Origin of the sequence: Halalkalibacter hemicellulosilyticusJCM 9152, assembly GCF_000513115.1 — a bacterium.
Lineage (GTDB): Bacteria > Bacillota > Bacilli > Bacillales > Bacillaceae_D > Halalkalibacter > Halalkalibacter hemicellulosilyticus.
In genome coordinates, this window is record NZ_BAUU01000035.1 from 24,586 (window position 1) to 40,601 (window position 16,016).

A 16,016-nucleotide genomic window follows, 5' to 3' on the forward strand; every position below is an offset into this window, starting at 1 on the left:
CCATGTGAGTGACGGAGGTCCAATTATGACATATCATTTTATTGGAATAAAAGGTTCAGGTATGAGTGCATTGGCACAGGTACTGCATGATATGAAGCTTTCTGTGCAAGGTTCTGATGTCGAAAAGACATTTTTTACACAAAAGCCTCTCGAACAAAAAGGGATAGCATTACTACCATTTAATGAAAGCAATATTCAACAAGGACAACAGGTCGTTGTGTCTGCTGCTTATGGTGAAGACCATGAAGAGCTGAAGAGGGCACGAGAACTTGAATTGAATGTTCAGAAGTACCCTGAGTTTTTAGGGAATTTCATTCAACAATTTACTAGTATAGCTGTTACCGGATCGCATGGGAAAACATCTACGACAGGTTTATTGTCTCATGTATTAGGTGCAGCGTTTCCAACTTCGTATTTAATTGGGGATGGTACTGGAAAAGGAGAAGAGGATTCTCGTTACTTCGTATTCGAAGCATGTGAGTATAGAAGGCATTTTTTACATTACAAACCTGATTATTGTATTATGACGAATGTCGATTTTGATCATCCTGATTATTTTCAGAACGTAGATGATGTGTTCTCAGCTTTTCAGGAAATGGCGAAGCAAGTAAAGAAAGCGATTGTTGCTTGCGGTGATGATCAATACTTAGAAGGCATTCAAGCAAATGTTCCAGTCGTCTATTATGGTTTCGGTGAACAAAATGATTTCCAAGCTCGTCATGTTGAAACGTCTAGTGAAGGAACTCACTTTGACGTTTATATTCGCAATCATCTGTATGGGAAATTTACGATTCATCGCTTTGGGAATCATCATATTCTAAATACGTTAGCTGTTATTGCTCTATGTCACTATGAAGGGGTTCCTGTCGAAGTGACAGCGGAACACATTGTAACATTCCAAGGAGTTAAGAGAAGGTTTAGTGAAAAAGCAGTCGGAACACAAGTGTTGGTTGATGACTATGCTCATCACCCTACTGAAATTGCTGCAACCATTGAATCAGCGAGGCAAAAGTATCCGAATAAAGATATTGTAGCCGTTTTTCAGCCTCATACATTTACAAGAACTGAAATGTTTTTACAAGAGTTTGCAGACTCTTTGCATGCTGCTGATTATGTTTATCTTTGTGATATATTTGGTTCTGCACGTGAACAGAACAGTACGCTCTCAATTGAGGATTTGCAACGATTAATTCCAGGTGCGCAGTTAATTTCAGTTGAATCAATCGAAGTTTTACGTCAGCATGAAAATAGTATTTTATTATTTATGGGTGCTGGGGATGTTCAGAAATTCCAAAGAGCATACGAGGAAACTTTAGGAGCCAAACATTCATAACTCAACAGCATAATGATTTGAAAAAGGGTTCTGTTAAGGAGGGCATTGCAAAAGTTTGATTTTCAACTTTTGCAATGCCCTTTAAATAGTTGATTTGCCTTTTTCACAGAATAAGAAATGATAAAATTCGAGGAAGGAAGTGAGAAGAACTTAAGAAGCTAGGGAACCATTCAGTGAAGAGCGTTGGCTTCGCTCGTTACGTGTTTTTCTGAAAGAACGCTACTTTCATTAAAACTTAAACCCACTGTAACGGCTCCGCACAACGCTTTAAAGAAAAGACTTTGTCGCATTTTCTTTAGTGGCTTTCTGTAAAGGGAAATTTCTTTTAAGTTAAATTCTCAGGGTTTAAAGGTTGTAATAAGTTTGGAATAAATCGACCATCTTTTCGAATTAATTCTCCATCAAAATAAATCTCACCACCACCGTATTCAGGGCGTTGGATCATAACAATATCCCAATGAATAGCTGATTGATTCCCATTAGAGGCTTGTTTATAGCATTGGCCAGGGGTAAAATGGAAGCTTCCATCGATCTTTTCATCAAAGAGAATATCTTTCATCGGGTGTTGGATATAAGGGTTTACACCGATTGCAAACTCTCCGATATAACGTGCACCTTCATCTGTATTAAGTAATTGATTAATGCGATCACTGTCATTAGCTTGAGCCTCGATAATTTTCCCGTTCTTAAATGTAAATGAAATGTTTTCATAAGTGAACCCTTGGTAAGGCGAGGCTGTATTATAAGTAATTGTCCCGTTGACAGATTCTCTAATTGGAGCTGTGAAAACCTCACCATCTGGAATGTTGAACGTTCCAGCACATTTAATTGCAGGGATTTGTTTAATGGAAAAGCGTAATTCCGTCCCAGGTCCTGTAATGAATACTTCATTAGTCTCATTCATAAGCTCGACAAGTGAATCCATGGCCCGACTCATTTTTTGATAATCTAAGCTGCAAACGTTAAAGTAAAAATCCTCGAATGCTTCAGTGCTCATGTTAGCTAGTTGAGCCATTGAGGAGTTAGGGTAACGTAACACACACCATTTCGTTTTCGGTACGCGAATTTCACGATGGACTTTTGTTCCAACTGTTTGACTATATAATGCTAATTGTTCACTTGGTATATCGCTATGCTCAGAAATATTATCACCAGCTCTTAAGCCGATATAACCATCCATATGGCTCATCATATTTGCTTCGAAGCTTGCTTGTAACGTCAGTTGCTCATCAGTTGCTTGCATAAGAAGTGAACGATCTATTTGATAATCTTTTAATAAAACAAAGGGTTGCCCTCCTACCTTGTATACTTCTCGTATGATTGCTGTTACAAGCTCTCTTTGTAAGCCAAAGTTTTCAATTAGGATACGTTCTCCTTTTTGAACATTAATGGAATACGTAACAAGGTTATGGGCTAATTGTTGAATACGAGGATCTTTCATACTATTCTCCTTTTTTTATTGTTAGATTTATTAACATATTACTATTTTTCTTCTACAAAGTGTATCAAACTATTTATCATACAACTTCTATTTATATGTATGAACAGGAAAATAATGCATGGATTTCGAATTTATTGTTGTGATTCATGTTTAGAATGTTACAATTATGGGTATTAGAAATTATAACAATGCACTGTACAGGAGGTGAGAGACGAAGGTGATCATTTTGTACATAAGCGCATTAATTGTTGCAATAGCTTTTGCAGTACTTGTTATTTATTTAGTTCGAACGTTGAAATCAGCTAATCGTACGTTGGAGCATGTAGCAAATACTATGGCTGGAATTGAAGTTCAAATGAATGGCATTACGAAAGAAACGGAAGCACTCCTCCAGAGAACGAATCGATTAGCAGACGATATTCAAGATAAGTCGAATTCGATAAATTCTATTTTTAGTTCTGTCAATGAACTAGGGGATTCTGTTGGACAATTTACTCAAACGATTCGTCATATGTCAACGACGATTTCCAATCAAGCGAATAGGCAGTCAGATCAAGTTGCTCAAGTGATTCAATGGGGCAATGCTGCTCTTGATCTTTATACTAGATATAAGGAAAAGAAAAACGCGACAAATATGAAGGAGGAATAATCATGGGTGACATGAATACGAAGGATTTTTTAATTGGGACGTTAATTGGAGGAATTGTTGGGGCTTCAGCTGCTTTATTTCTTGCTCCTAAATCAGGTAAAGAATTACGTAGTGATTTATCAGAGCAAGCACAATTAGCTAAAGAAAAAACAAGTCAATTTACATCAACAGCATATGATAAAGGGAGTGAATGGGCCTCATATGCGAAGGATAAATCTTCCTCTATTGCAAAGGTTGTATCAGAGCAATCTAATCAAGTAGTAGAGAAAGTGAAGGACGTTGCCAATCAAGCTCAAAGTACGGGAGAAGTGCTTGCAGATGATTTAAAAGAAACAGTTGAGTCTGCACATGGCGAGGTCAAAGATCATGTTCAAAAAGAGGCGGAAGACGTTAAGGAGAAGGTAGAGAAAGAAGTAAACGAAGTGAAATCTTAATAGTGCAAAAGAGACTACGTCAACTAATGGTTGGTTGATTCGTAGTCTCTTTTTGTGTTTTCACTCAACATAGGAATCGATTGAAATCGTTGTTAATAAAATTATTTTATTTCAATATGATCACCGTGTTTTATTTCACTTGTGAAGGATGCTTTTTCATTATTAAGTAGAATGGAAAATGATTTACCAGACAAGCTAGATAGCTCAATATTCACAACTGAAAAAATATCTTGTAAAATAAACGGTTCAGTTTGCTGCATGGCTGTTCTGACTGTGTCCCCGTTTTCAAGCACATCGTCTAAAGAGAGCTTTTGGCCATTTCGCGTAAAGGATAGCAAAGGTTTAGCTAATTGGACCTGATTTTGGTTAAAGGAAACGGTTATTTGTTGCATAGCATCTAACTGATGAAGAGTGATCATCGTTTGAACTGTATAGATACAATTTTCATCTGTTGGATAGTCAACCTCTACCTTATCATATTGCTGCAGTATTGATTGTAATGCTGCAGCCTTACCATTTACGGTAATAGTAGGAATATGCTTATTAAATGATATCTTTTCACCATCCAATTCAATTTCGAATGGATGAAAGGCTTGTAATGAATGTCCACACTGTTCCAATAATTTTTGAACGGTCGTTACTTGTTCAATGACAATATGATCACGGTCCTCAACACGCTTTGCTAAAGATGCAGGGTGACCATTTTGTTTAATCTTTGCTAGTAGCTCCTGCTTTTCACCGTTTAAATGAACAACGACTGTAGGGTCTTCACCTACTAATTCAGCAATGGTCATTGTTGCCTCTTTCCCATCCTGTCCTTTTTCAACAGTTAGACAATCATTCGGCTTTAATGAATCATCTAAACTGGCACTCTCCCCATTTTTCAAAATACGAGGTGGTGTCCCATGTTCACCTGGTATTGAAATGAGTCGCCCTTGTATGGTCACCATTTTTGCTAATCCTGGCTTTCCATACAATTTTGCAATATCGATTCCAGCTGCAAGTAGTCCATCACCTACTGTTAACGTTTTGACATCAAATAATCGTAATGTGCGATCATTAATCGTCACACTTATATATTCAATAGGGTTCTCTTTGGCAGCTATTGCGATGCCAATCGGTGTAACTAGATCTGGTCCATATGTTTGTTGATCATTCTTTTGCAATTGCTTTATCGCATCTGCACCACGTATAGCAACTCGATTTGTTGGTAATCCGAGAATGGATGCAATGTACTCTGGGAGCTTCGGTGTTAAGCTTCCACCACCAACTAGCATGACTGCTTTTGGGGATCTCCCGTTAAGGCGGAGGATTTCATCACTAATGGATTGAGCTAACTGACGGATCGCATCCTCAATAGGTGAGACGACTTCATCGCGAGTAAGAACGGTTTCCATTCCGAGAATATCTGTAATCGTTACAGCTTCTTCAGTCGATAGTTCGCGTTTGACTCTCTCTGCGTCAGGAAAATCGAGTAAGAAGTGATCGCTAATTGCTTCAGTTATTTCGTCTCCTGCAACGGGAACCATTCCGTAAGCAGTGACGGTATTTTCTTCTGTTAGTGCAATATCAGATGTACCTGCCCCAATGTCAACTAAAGCGACATTTAGACGACGCATTGAATGAGGAATCAACACATTAATGGCCGCAATTGGCTCCAACGTCAATGCTTCTAGTTCTAAATTCGTTCGAGATAAGGCCGCGAGAAGAGATTCAACAACCACTTTTGGCAAGAATGTTGCAATGACTTCTACTGAGGCTTCTTTACCTGTTTGATCCATTAGGCTTCCAATTGGTTCATCGTCAAGTAAATAGCTAAAACGGAATAGCCGACACAATAATAATCAGTGCTAGAATCTGTCCGTTCATTCGCAAGTTCGTATTGTGCTTGTTGAACGGCACTTAATTCGAGGTGTAATAAATCATCGCGAGTCAGCATGGGCTTTGCGTCGATATTAATAGACACCTTTGCTCGAATGGTTTTCAATGAACGTCCAGCAGCTGCTACACAAACCTTCTTAAGTGGTCCGTGCTTTTCTTCTAGTTTCTGTTTAATCATTTCAATCACTCTAGCGACAGAAGGGACATCATGAATTTGTCCATCAAGCATGGCGCGCTCGTCATGTTCTTTTGTATATGAATCTAGTAGTGAAAAAGTTTCCTCTTCCTGTTGTAATAATAGTCCTACTACAGACCGTGTACCTATATCTAAGGCAAAAAGAGGAGAGTTTGTTTGATTTGTTGTCATGAAGATCCACACCTTCAACCGTATTTTGTCGATTATATCCTTATATTTTACTAGAGATTACAAGAAAACGTAAGGAAAAAGATATAAATAACACTTTAACGCTTAAAAGCGTTTAATTAATAAAGAAATAAATCGTGACATTCTTGTCGATTTCCGATATAATAACGTTAAATTCTAAAAAGAAGCCAAAGATAAAGGGAGAGTGGAGTATAGTGAGTAACGAGAAAGTAGATTTGTTGAGATCAGAATTAGATGAGGTGAATCTGAAGCTTCTTGATTTAATTAATGAACGCGCACGCCTTGTTCAAGAGATCGGAAAAGTTAAAGGAACGCAAGGTGTCAATCGCTTTGACCCTGTGAGAGAACGCAGTATGCTTGATCATATTGCTGCTAATAATAATGGTCCATTTGAGACTTCGACATTGCAACACATTTTTAAACAAATTTTCAAAGCTAGCCTTGAGCTACAAGAAGAAGATAATAGTAAAGCATTACTAGTTTCTCGTAAAAAGCATCCAGAAAATACGATTGTAAACTTGAAAGGTGAGACAATTGGTGACGGGGAGCAACGTTTGATTATGGGACCTTGTGCTGTAGAAAGCTACGAGCAAGTGTACACCGTTGCTAAGGCATTAAAAGAGCGTGGCATTACGTTATTACGTGGAGGAGCTTTCAAGCCTCGTACATCTCCTTATGATTTCCAAGGTCTAGGAGAAGAAGGATTGCAAATCTTAAGAAAAGTGGCTGATGAGCTAGGTATGGTTGTCATTAGCGAAATTATTAATCCAGCTCATGTAGAAATGGCGTTAGATTATGTTGATGTTATTCAAGTAGGTGCAAGAAACGCCCAAAACTTTGAACTATTAAATGCGGTAGGTTCAGTTGATAAGGCTGTTTTACTTAAGAGAGGGTTATCAGGAACCATTTCAGAATTCATTCATGCAGCAGAATATGTTGTATCAAAAGGCAACAGCCAAGTGATGCTGTGTGAGCGTGGAATTCGTACGTATGAAACAGCAACACGCAATACCCTTGATATTTCAGCAGTACCAATCTTAAAGCAAGAGACACATTTACCAGTACTAGTCGATGTAACGCATTCAACAGGTCGTCGTGATTTGTTACTTCCATGTGCGAAAGCGGCACTTGCAATTGGGGCAGATGCGGTTATGGCTGAAGTCCATCCAGATCCAGCTGTAGCTCTTTCTGATTCAGCACAGCAAATGGATATTGAACAATTTAATACGTTTGTAAATGAATTACAAGCTTCTGGATTGTATAAGCGCTAATTGGTTCATCATAAATGCCAAAGGGGATATCGAAAGGGCACTGAAAAAATTTTAACTTGGTGCCCTTGATAACGAATCCTTTTTGGCATTTTATTTATTGTGCTGCCTTTCAATTTTTTTTTTTGAAAGGTCCGTTAATTTGTTCGCATGGAAGGATATACTATTGAAAAAAAATGAAAATATAATGAAAATATTTTCATTCCTTGTCGATATAAGTAGTATAAGACATTGCGAACGTCTACTTAGTGTCGTATGATAACTATAATTAGGAATGAAAAATAAGGAGGATAACAGTGAACACGACTATTTATGACGTAGCAAGAGAAGCAGGAGTATCCATGGCAACCGTATCACGTGTTGTAAATGGTAATCCAAATGTAAAACCAACGACAAGAAAAAAGGTACTTGAGGCAATTGAGCGATTAGGATATCGTCCTAATGCTGTAGCAAGAGGTTTAGCGAGCAAGAAAACAACGACTGTTGGGGTCATTATCCCTGATATTTCAAGTATCTTCTTTGCTGAGTTAGCGCGAGGTATTGAGGACATTGCAACGATGTATAAGTACAATATTATTCTATGTAATTCTGATCAAAATAAAGAAAAGGAAATTCATTTAATTAATACATTGCTTGAAAAGCAAGTAGATGGAATTGTCTTTATGGGAAGTCAGATAACAGAAGATCATGTAACAGAGTTTAAACGTTCACCTGTTCCAATTGTATTAGCTGCTACATTCGATAAGGAACTGGAAGTGCCATCCGTTAATGTTGACTATCAACAAGCTGCATTTGATGCCATTACTCATTTGATTGAAAATGGGCATGAAAATATTGGTATGGTAACAGGGACCCTAGATGATCCTGTTAATGGATACCAAAAATTCACAGGCTACCGTAAAGCTATTGAAGAAGCTGGTTTAACATTTAACGAAAATTTAGTGAAAATTGGTGATTACACGTATGACTCTGGGATTGAGGCAATGAACCAATTCCTTGATTCTGGTGAAAAGCCAAGTGCTATTTTTGTTGCGACTGATGAAATGGCTCTCGGTGTTATTCATGGTGCTCAAGACCGTGGTTTGAACATTCCTGAAGATATTGAAGTGATTGGTTTTGACAACACAAGACTTGCAACAATGATTAGACCAACACTATCGACCATCGTTCAACCTATTTATGATATAGGCGCAGTTTCTATGCGTTTATTGACTAAGTATATGAATAAAGAGGAAGTGAGTGAACATACGGTCGTATTACCTCATCGTATTGAGCTTAGACAATCGACAAAATCATAAGTAGATACGTTTAGAGAGATAGGGAGAGGAATATGAAGAAATTTGATCTGATGACAGTAATAGGGATCTTTTTGGGGATTTCAGTCCTATTACTAGCTATCTTTAATAATGCTGGTGCTGGAGGAGTTGTCTTTTTTATCCAGATTGCTTCCATACTAATTGTTGGTGGAGGTACAACAGCTGCGATTATTATTTCGTTCTCATTACAAGAACTCAAAGTTATGCCGAAAGTATTAAAGGAATCATTTCAATCTCACAATCATGATTTAAATGATTTAATTGATACATTTGTTGATCTTTCAGGTAAGGCACGTCGAGAGGGGTTGTTATCTCTTGAGGCAAGTGCTGATGAAGTAGAAGATCCATTTATTCGTAAAGGTGTATTACTAGCTGTCGACGGAATTGAACCAGATGTCATTAAAGATATTATGATGGCTGAGGTCGTTGCGATGGAAGAGCGTCATAGAAAAGGACGAGCTTTATTAGAAAAGGCAGGGGAGTTTGCACCAACTTGGGGAATGATTGGAACCGTAATTGGTCTTGTCCTCATGTTACAAAACTTAGATGATCCTTCAACATTAGGGCCTAATATGGCGGTAGCTTTGTTAACGACTTTGTATGGAATTGTTCTTGCTAATTTAGTGTTTATACCAATGGCAAATAAGCTAAACAACAAAACCGATGAAGAAGTATTTGTTAAACAAATTATTATTGAAGGTGTTATTGGCGTACAATCAGGACAAAACCCTAAGATTTTAAAAGAAAAGCTCAGTGCTTTTATTAGTGAAAAAGATAAAAAAGAAGAAACAGGAGAAGAAAATGTTGAATCGTAGGCGAAAAAAGGAGGAAAAAGGCGCTCCAAAGTGGATGGTTACTTTTTCTGATTTGATGACGTTGATTCTCGTCTTTTTTATTCTATTATTTTCAATGTCAGTTGTCGATGCACAGAAATTTAGAGCGATTGCTGAATCCTTTCAACAGCGTCAAATTTTTGATTTCATGCCGTCTGCCATTGAATTTCAAGATCCGAATGAAATAAGAGACCACGAGTTAAGAGATGCCGATGTAGATACGGAATCTGACGAGCAAGGTACTGATGACCCTCAAGAACAAGATGATGTTCCTAACGAGGCTCAGATGGACGAGCTGTTAGAGGAAGTCAATGAATTTCTTAATGAAAATGATTTAAATGATCTGATATCAGCAACAAGAGATGATCGTGGTGTTGTATTAGTCTTGCAAGAACGTACGTTATTTGAATCAGGTGAAGCAGATCTGTTAGATGAAGCTCAGCTTATCTTAAATAAAGTTGGAACATTATTAGAAGCTATCCCAAATATCGTGAAAGTTGAAGGGCATACAGATAGTAGACCAATTTCAACTTTCCGTTACCCATCAAACTGGGAGCTATCTGGTGCAAGATCAAGCAGTGTAATTCGGTATTTAATTGAGGAATATGATTTAGAACCGAATCGCTTCATATCTACTGGATATGGTGATACTCGTCCAGTAGTTGATAATACGTCGGCAGAAAATATGAGTCAGAATCGACGTGTTGTCATTGTCATCTCAGATCCGACTTACGATGATGGCTATACGTATTAATTGATAGAGATGTCCTATGAGGCTTATTAAAGAACTCATAGGACATCTTGTGTAAGGAGACGATTTAAAGTGAAAATTGCAATTATAGGGGCAATGGCAGAAGAAATCATAGCTTTAAAAGAAGAAATGACGATACATAAATCAACAGAGATTGCCCACGTTCAATTTTATGAAGGAAAAATGTCTACAAAAGATATTGTCCTTTGTCAATCGGGTGTCGGAAAAGTCAATGCGGCTTTGACGACACAAATTTTAATTGATCATTTTCAAGTAACGCATATTTTCTTTACAGGAGTAGCGGGAGCTGTTGAAGAACAATTAGAAGTTGGCGATATTATTATTTCAACGAGTGCGATGCAACACGATATTGACGCAAGTCCATTAGGCTTCAAAAGAGGCGAAATTCCAATGTTTCCTAGCTCATCCGACTTTAAAGCAAGCACTGAGCTCATCAAGCTAGCAGAAGAGAGTTCCATAGCAAGTGTTCACCGTAAAGTATTAAAGGGGCGTGTCGTTAGTGGTGATCAGTTCATTGCAAATACGGAATTGGTTAGCGATTTAAGAAATACGTTTAATGCAGTATGCGTTGAAATGGAAGGATCGGCTGTAGCTCAAGTGGCGACATTAAATAACATTCCGTTTGTTATCATCCGTTCTATTTCTGATAAAGCGAATGGTGAAGCTTCTATGAGTTTTACTGAATTCACTGAACTAGCGAGTGAGCAATCTCGTTTAATCGTATCAAATATGATTAAGAACATGTCATGATCTTCGTTCGTTAAGAGTGACTGAAAAGTGAACTAAATAAGGCCACGGAAAAAGTTTAGTTTTTATCTTTTCCCGTGGCCTGTTATTATGAAGCTCCTTATTCTTTTCTCTTGTTTTCGTTTCGAATGTGATAAAGCGCCTGGTCGAGAATGGTTGAATTTTTTTCTGTTATAATCGCTCGACGTGGTATGTCTGGAAACGTGTCAGAAGTGTCCATCCATGAACGGAGTAAAGGTGTTTTTGCCTGTTGCTTCCAACGTTCAATCCATTTCTCTGGTAGTTTTTCTGGTAGATTGTCCAATTGGTTAGTCATTGCTAACCAAATGTATGACCAAGCTCGTGGTACAACATTCCAAATGTCATAACCTCCACCTCCAACAGCAATCCACCTACCGTTGCAAAATTGATGAGCTAACTCGTGTGCAATTTGTGGAATTCTTTTATACGTTTTCATAGAAGAGCAAAGGTGAGTAAGTGGATCAAGAAAGTGGGCATCGGCTCCATTTTGAGTGAGTATGACATCAGGCTTAAAAAAATCGATCACTTCTCTAAAGGCTGTTTCGTACAATGTTAAAAAAGATTCATCTTCCGTAAAAGCATCAATAGGTACATTAATGGAAAAGCCGTACCCTTGACCACTTCCTTTTTCATGGACTTGACCTGTACCTGGAAATAAGTATCGACCTGTTTCATGGATGCTTAGCGTACATACATTTGGATCATCATAAAAGGTCCATTGAACACCATCACCATGGTGAGCATCTGTATCTACATAGAGCACACGTGCCTGATAGTGTTTACGCATATATTCAATCGCAATGGAGCTATCATTATAAATGCAAAAGCCAGATGCTTTCCCTCTAAAGCCATGATGGAGGCCACCACCTAAATGTAAGGCATGTTGTGCTCTTCCTTCCATAACCTCATCAACAGCTTGTAACGTTCCTCCGACGATTAAGGCTGCAGCGTTATGCATGTCAGGAAAAATGGGAGTATCCTCGGTGCCTAAACCGAATGGTTCTCCTATTTTTAATTCCCCTTTACTTGCTTTTTTAACAGCTGCGATGTAATCTTCTTGATGAATCAAAGCAATTTCCTCATCTGAAGCTATTCGAGGTGGGATGACGTCGTTCATGTGTATGGCATCCATTTGTTGCAATAAATCAAATGTTGATTCAAGGCGAATATGATTGAAAGGATGATCCTCATTAAAACGATAACCGAGCTGCTTACTTGAATAAATATAAATACTATCCTTTTTCATTAAGCTCACTCTGGTTCTTTTGGCCAAATGACATGGTAGCCACTTTTCTCAATTTCGCCAATAATACGCCTTGGGTCAATCGTTTGTATTCGAAAAGCTAATACTTTAAATTGAGGATCAGGATAAGGATAGACGAGTACACTAGTAATAGGAACATTTTTTTCTTTAAAAATGCTAGCGATATCAGCTAGCTTCCCTGTAATATTCTCCACTTTTACTTCAATGTGTGAACTAGGCTGATGGGCTCCCATTAATTGAACAAGTGTATGGAGGATATCCGTTTCTGTAATAATGCCTACTAGCTGATTATCTTGAACGATTGGTAGACAGCCGATATGATGCTCGTAGAATAAAATAGACGCCTCTGCTACAAAATCGAGAGGGTGTGCGGTAATAACATGACGTGCCATGATAGAAGAGAGTGGTTTTAGAAAATCTTCCAAATGATCAGTTGAATGAAAAATAGAAGGGCTAGCATCTCGTATATCTCGATCAGAGATAATTCCAACAAGCTGATTGGATTTATTTACGATCGGTATGTGTCTAATTTGTTTTAACTCAATCGTTTGCATGGCATCTTTTATCGTAGCATCTTCTTCTAACGTAATGACGTTTTCCTTCATGATTTGCTTAATTAACATTGAAAACAACCTTTCTTTCTTTATTCTTACATTGCTACGCGTCTTAATACATAAAGCGATTCTGAAAGCGAATCTGATCAAATTGTTGCATCGATTCTTGACTGACACGATTACCGACTCTGGCCATTAAACAGTTCGCTGGATGCGAACAGATTTCAGGATCGTCCGTTGCATACCATATGAGGCCACCAGCGTTCATCATCTTCTCCATCATATTTCGATATTCCCATACATCAAGTCCACTACCTTTTAAATCCCAATGCCAATAATATTCAGTCGTCATAATAATATAATCTTCCATAGCTTCATCTTTCATTGAAAATTGTAGTAAATGCTTACCAAGCTTAGCACCTCGGTATTTTGGGGCTATTTCAATCGCCCCAAGCTCAATTAAGTTCTCCATTTTCCCCTCTGACCAGCGTTCAAGGGGATCCGGATAAACAAAAGTGACATAGCCAACGATCATTTGATTATCACAAATGACATTAATTCGACCTTCAGGAAGCTCGGCAATTTCAATTAGTGCCTCCTTCTGCTCTAATGGCGGGCGAAAGGATGTTAAGTCTTCATGAAAATCTAACTCCTTTATTCGATTGGGTGAAATGGGCCCTTCAATTAGGACTTCGTCTCCGTGGAAGGGGAGATTCATAGAAAAGTAGGTTTTAAAATGCTGCATGTTTGTAACCACCTTATTAACAACGAGTAAACAACGGTATTTTGAGAAAAGAATTTCAGGAATATTTTCTCATAAGAAGTTAAGGTTTACAGTTTGAATTTGAATGCGTTTTCAGTTACTATTATAATGTAAATTGAAAACTTATCAATAGAGGGGAAGATGTGTGATGAAAATGCAAGCGCTTCCGTCTGAAAAAGGAACATTTAATCTTACAAACTATGAGGATACGAATCAATCCTTTAATTGGAAAGACGTTGAGGGAACATTTAGTTGGGCTAAAACAGGACTTGTGAATATGGCTTATGAAGCGATTGATCGCCATGTTGACAATGGAAAGGCTGATCAAATAGCTCTTTATTACAGTGATGCAAAAAGAGATGAATCATACACGTTTAAACAATTAAAAGAACAGTCAAACAAGGCTGCAAATGTATTAAAAAGTGTTGGGGTGGAAAAGGGCGATCGAGTGTTTATTTTTATGCCACGTTCCCCAGAGCTATATTTTGCTTTTCTAGGTACGCTAAAGGTCGGGGCCATTGTTGGACCGCTTTTTGAAGCATTTATGGAAGGCGCAGTAAGAGATCGCTTGGAGGATAGTGAAGCGAAAGTGTTAGTCACAACTCCTGCATTATTAGAGCGGGTGCCAGTAGCAGATCTGCCTCATCTGGAAACGGTTTTTATTGTAGATGACGAGTTTACTGAGCAGGGTTCTTATTTGGATTTCAATAAACGATTAAATGAAGCTAGTCCAGAGTTCGATATTGAATGGGTAGATCGCGAAGATGGACTGATTTTGCATTATACATCTGGGTCAACTGGAAAGCCTAAAGGTGTTCTGCATGTACATAATGCAATGATTCAGCACTATCAAACAGCAAAGTGGGTATTAGATTTAAAAGAGGATGATATATATTGGTGCACAGCAGATCCTGGATGGGTAACAGGAACATCCTATGGAATTTTCGGCCCTTGGTTAGCAGGAGCAACGAATGTCATACGTGGTGGTCGATTTAGTCCACATGATTGGTATGAAACGTTGGAACGGTATCAAGTCACGGTATGGTATAGTGCGCCAACTGCATTTCGGATGTTAATGAGTGCCGGTGATCAAGTAGTGAAGAAGTATAACCTATCTTCATTACGGCATATTTTAAGTGTCGGTGAGCCATTAAATCCAGAAGTGATCAAATGGGGAAAAAATGTTTTCAATTTACGAATTCACGATACATGGTGGATGACTGAGACGGGAGCACAAATGATTTGTAACTATCCATCGATGGAAATTCGACCAGGTTCAATGGGGAAACCAATTCCAGGTGTTGAAGCAGCTATTATTGATGACCAAGGTAATGTATTACCTCCAAATCGTATGGGGAATTTAGCCTTAAAAGTAGGTTGGCCGTCCATGATGAGAGCGGTATGGAATAATAAGCCGAAGTATGATAGTTATTTTCGATTAGAAGGCTGGTATGTTTCAGGAGATTCAGCTTATATGGACGAGGATGGTTATTTTTGGTTCCAAGGCCGTATCGATGATGTTATTATGTCGGCTGGTGAACGTGTTGGCCCATTTGAAGTAGAAAGTAAGCTTGTTGAGCATCCGGCAGTCGCTGAAGCTGGTGTCATTGGGAAGCCGGATCCCGTTAGAGGAGAAATCATTAAGGCATTTATTGCTTTACGTGATGGGTATGAAGTGACAGCGGAGCTAGAGGAAGAAATCCGTTTATTTGTAAAGAAAGGGTTAGCAGCACATGCTGCTCCTCGTGAAATTGAATTCAGGGCCAAATTACCGAAGACGAGAAGTGGTAAAATCATGAGACGTGTTTTAAAAGCATGGGAATTAGACTTGCCAACCGGTGATTTATCGACAATGGAAGATTAATCATAATGATGAAAAAGGGGAGGATATAACTAGCGTCTAATAGTGGAAAAGGTGAATGAAAGTAGCTCAAATTTACCTTTTCCTATTTTGTGTGTAATTCTTCTATTCCTTTAGTTGTTGGCAGTGTTTTACATTCACTGCCATTAACGCGAAGCTTTTGTTTTCGGTGGGTGCCTTCTTTTGCTTTTGAACGGAATAGGCACCCTGAACAATCTTCGCATTATAGGTTGGAGCTTCGTCGGAAATCTGTTAGATCGGTACGGACTTGATGATTGTGAAATTCAAGTCGTTTTGATTAGGGAATGTATAGGTATCTATTTCGCCATTAAATAAATCCCCCCATTCCGGGTGTGGGTTCGAAGCGCTAGATTGTGGAAAATTTCTACCAAAAAGCCTAACAAGTATAACTTGTTAGGCTCAGACCGTAGACAAAACGGCTTTGAGATATGACTCTCAAAGGCGTTTTTGTATTTTTCGTATGGTTTTTCGGT

The 16,016-nt window shown here is 38.3% G+C and carries 15 protein-coding genes; 9 read left to right on the plus strand and 6 right to left on the minus strand.

What is annotated here, in order from left to right:
• The first annotated feature begins 22 nt into the window (after window positions 1–22).
• Window positions 23–1,333 (plus strand): UDP-N-acetylmuramate--L-alanine ligase, encoded by a 1,311-nt coding sequence (gene murC / locus JCM9152_RS17835; protein ID WP_081728105.1) that lies wholly within the window; start codon window positions 23–25, stop codon window positions 1,331–1,333.
• Between the two features lie 325 nt (window positions 1,334–1,658).
• Here the strand turns inward: murC and JCM9152_RS17840 are convergent, their stop codons facing one another.
• Window positions 1,659–2,774, minus strand: coding sequence for an aminopeptidase (locus JCM9152_RS17840; RefSeq protein ID WP_035346693.1), 1,116 nt, complete (start codon window positions 2,772–2,774; stop codon window positions 1,659–1,661).
• Window positions 2,775–2,991: 217 nt separating this feature from the next.
• On the opposite strand from JCM9152_RS17840, the gene JCM9152_RS17845 reads away from it, so the two are divergent.
• Together JCM9152_RS17845 and JCM9152_RS17850 are read left to right on the plus strand one after the other, a co-directional pair.
• Window positions 2,992–3,423, plus strand: coding sequence for a DUF948 domain-containing protein (locus JCM9152_RS17845; protein ID WP_035346694.1), 432 nt, complete (start codon window positions 2,992–2,994; stop codon window positions 3,421–3,423).
• Window positions 3,424–3,425: 2 nt separating this feature from the next.
• Entirely contained in the window at window positions 3,426–3,857 is a 432-nt protein-coding gene (locus JCM9152_RS17850) for a YtxH domain-containing protein (RefSeq protein ID WP_035346695.1), read from the plus strand.
• 101 nt (window positions 3,858–3,958) lie between these two features.
• Here the strand turns inward: JCM9152_RS17850 and JCM9152_RS17855 are convergent, their stop codons facing one another.
• Together JCM9152_RS17855 and JCM9152_RS24210 are read right to left on the minus strand one after the other, a co-directional pair.
• Window positions 3,959–5,638, minus strand: a complete 1,680-nt coding sequence (locus JCM9152_RS17855) for a cell division FtsA domain-containing protein (RefSeq protein WP_369384589.1) — start codon at window positions 5,636–5,638, stop codon at window positions 3,959–3,961.
• Window positions 5,638–6,105: a cell division protein FtsA gene (locus JCM9152_RS24210; protein ID WP_369384590.1), complete on the minus strand. Its 468-nt coding sequence runs from the start codon at window positions 6,103–6,105 to the stop codon at window positions 5,638–5,640. The genes JCM9152_RS17855 and JCM9152_RS24210 overlap by 1 nt, the downstream gene beginning before the upstream one ends.
• 212 nt (window positions 6,106–6,317) lie before the next feature.
• On the opposite strand from JCM9152_RS24210, the gene JCM9152_RS17860 reads away from it, so the two are divergent.
• The 5 genes from JCM9152_RS17860 to JCM9152_RS17880 all read left to right on the plus strand — a co-directional run bounded on the left by JCM9152_RS17860 (window position 6,318) and on the right by JCM9152_RS17880 (window position 11,062).
• Complete coding sequence (locus JCM9152_RS17860; RefSeq protein WP_035346696.1) at window positions 6,318–7,394, plus strand: bifunctional 3-deoxy-7-phosphoheptulonate synthase/chorismate mutase; 1,077 nt, start codon at window positions 6,318–6,320, stop codon at window positions 7,392–7,394.
• A gap of 293 nt (window positions 7,395–7,687) precedes the next feature.
• A complete protein-coding gene (gene ccpA / locus JCM9152_RS17865) occupies window positions 7,688–8,689 on the plus strand; it encodes a catabolite control protein A (protein ID WP_035346697.1) in 1,002 nt (333 codons plus the stop codon).
• 32 nt (window positions 8,690–8,721) lie between these two features.
• Window positions 8,722–9,522, plus strand: a complete 801-nt coding sequence (gene motP / locus JCM9152_RS17870) for a flagellar motor protein MotP (RefSeq protein ID WP_035346698.1) — start codon at window positions 8,722–8,724, stop codon at window positions 9,520–9,522.
• Window positions 9,509–10,294: a flagellar motor protein MotS gene (gene motS / locus JCM9152_RS17875; protein ID WP_439644217.1), complete on the plus strand. Its 786-nt coding sequence runs from the start codon at window positions 9,509–9,511 to the stop codon at window positions 10,292–10,294. The genes motP and motS overlap by 14 nt, the downstream gene beginning before the upstream one ends.
• A 69-nt stretch (window positions 10,295–10,363) precedes the next feature.
• Entirely contained in the window at window positions 10,364–11,062 is a 699-nt protein-coding gene (locus tag JCM9152_RS17880) for a 5'-methylthioadenosine/adenosylhomocysteine nucleosidase (RefSeq protein ID WP_035346699.1), read from the plus strand.
• Between the two features lie 97 nt (window positions 11,063–11,159).
• Here JCM9152_RS17880 and JCM9152_RS17885 read toward each other — a convergent pair whose 3' ends face one another.
• The 3 genes from JCM9152_RS17885 to JCM9152_RS17895 are packed head-to-tail and all read right to left on the minus strand — an operon-like array spanning window position 11,160 to window position 13,643.
• Window positions 11,160–12,326, minus strand: a complete 1,167-nt coding sequence (locus JCM9152_RS17885; protein ID WP_035346700.1) for an acetoin utilization protein AcuC — start codon at window positions 12,324–12,326, stop codon at window positions 11,160–11,162.
• Between the two features lie 5 nt (window positions 12,327–12,331).
• Window positions 12,332–12,967 (minus strand): acetoin utilization AcuB family protein, encoded by a 636-nt coding sequence (locus JCM9152_RS17890; protein WP_035346701.1) that lies wholly within the window; start codon window positions 12,965–12,967, stop codon window positions 12,332–12,334.
• A 43-nt stretch (window positions 12,968–13,010) separates the two neighbouring features.
• Window positions 13,011–13,643, minus strand: coding sequence for a GNAT family N-acetyltransferase (locus JCM9152_RS17895; RefSeq protein ID WP_035346702.1), 633 nt, complete (start codon window positions 13,641–13,643; stop codon window positions 13,011–13,013).
• Between the two features lie 166 nt (window positions 13,644–13,809).
• Here JCM9152_RS17895 and acsA point away from each other — a divergent pair, with 166 nt between their 5' ends.
• A complete protein-coding gene (acsA, locus tag JCM9152_RS17900) occupies window positions 13,810–15,525 on the plus strand; it encodes an acetate--CoA ligase (RefSeq protein WP_035346703.1) in 1,716 nt (571 codons plus the stop codon).
• Window positions 15,526–16,016: the final 491 nt, after the last annotated feature.

Bases quoted from the DNA above. Each gene is read 5' to 3' on its own strand.
- JCM9152_RS17840 (WP_035346693.1), bottom strand. From the start codon at position 2,774: ATGAAAGATCCTCGTATTCAACAATTAGCCCATAACCTTGTTACGTAT.
- JCM9152_RS17850 (WP_035346695.1), top strand. From the start codon at position 3,426: ATGGGTGACATGAATACGAAGGATTTTTTAATTGGGACGTTAATTGGA.
- JCM9152_RS17855 (WP_369384589.1), bottom strand. From the start codon at position 5,638: ATGGATCAAACAGGTAAAGAAGCCTCAGTAGAAGTCATTGCAACATTC.
- JCM9152_RS24210 (WP_369384590.1), bottom strand. From the start codon at position 6,105: ATGACAACAAATCAAACAAACTCTCCTCTTTTTGCCTTAGATATAGGT.
- motP (WP_035346698.1), top strand. From the start codon at position 8,722: ATGAAGAAATTTGATCTGATGACAGTAATAGGGATCTTTTTGGGGATT.
- motS (WP_439644217.1), top strand. From the start codon at position 9,509: ATGTTGAATCGTAGGCGAAAAAAGGAGGAAAAAGGCGCTCCAAAGTGG.
- JCM9152_RS17885 (WP_035346700.1), bottom strand. From the start codon at position 12,326: ATGAAAAAGGATAGTATTTATATTTATTCAAGTAAGCAGCTCGGTTAT.
- JCM9152_RS17890 (WP_035346701.1), bottom strand. From the start codon at position 12,967: ATGTTAATTAAGCAAATCATGAAGGAAAACGTCATTACGTTAGAAGAA.
- JCM9152_RS17895 (WP_035346702.1), bottom strand. From the start codon at position 13,643: ATGCAGCATTTTAAAACCTACTTTTCTATGAATCTCCCCTTCCACGGA.
- acsA (WP_035346703.1), top strand. From the start codon at position 13,810: ATGAAAATGCAAGCGCTTCCGTCTGAAAAAGGAACATTTAATCTTACA.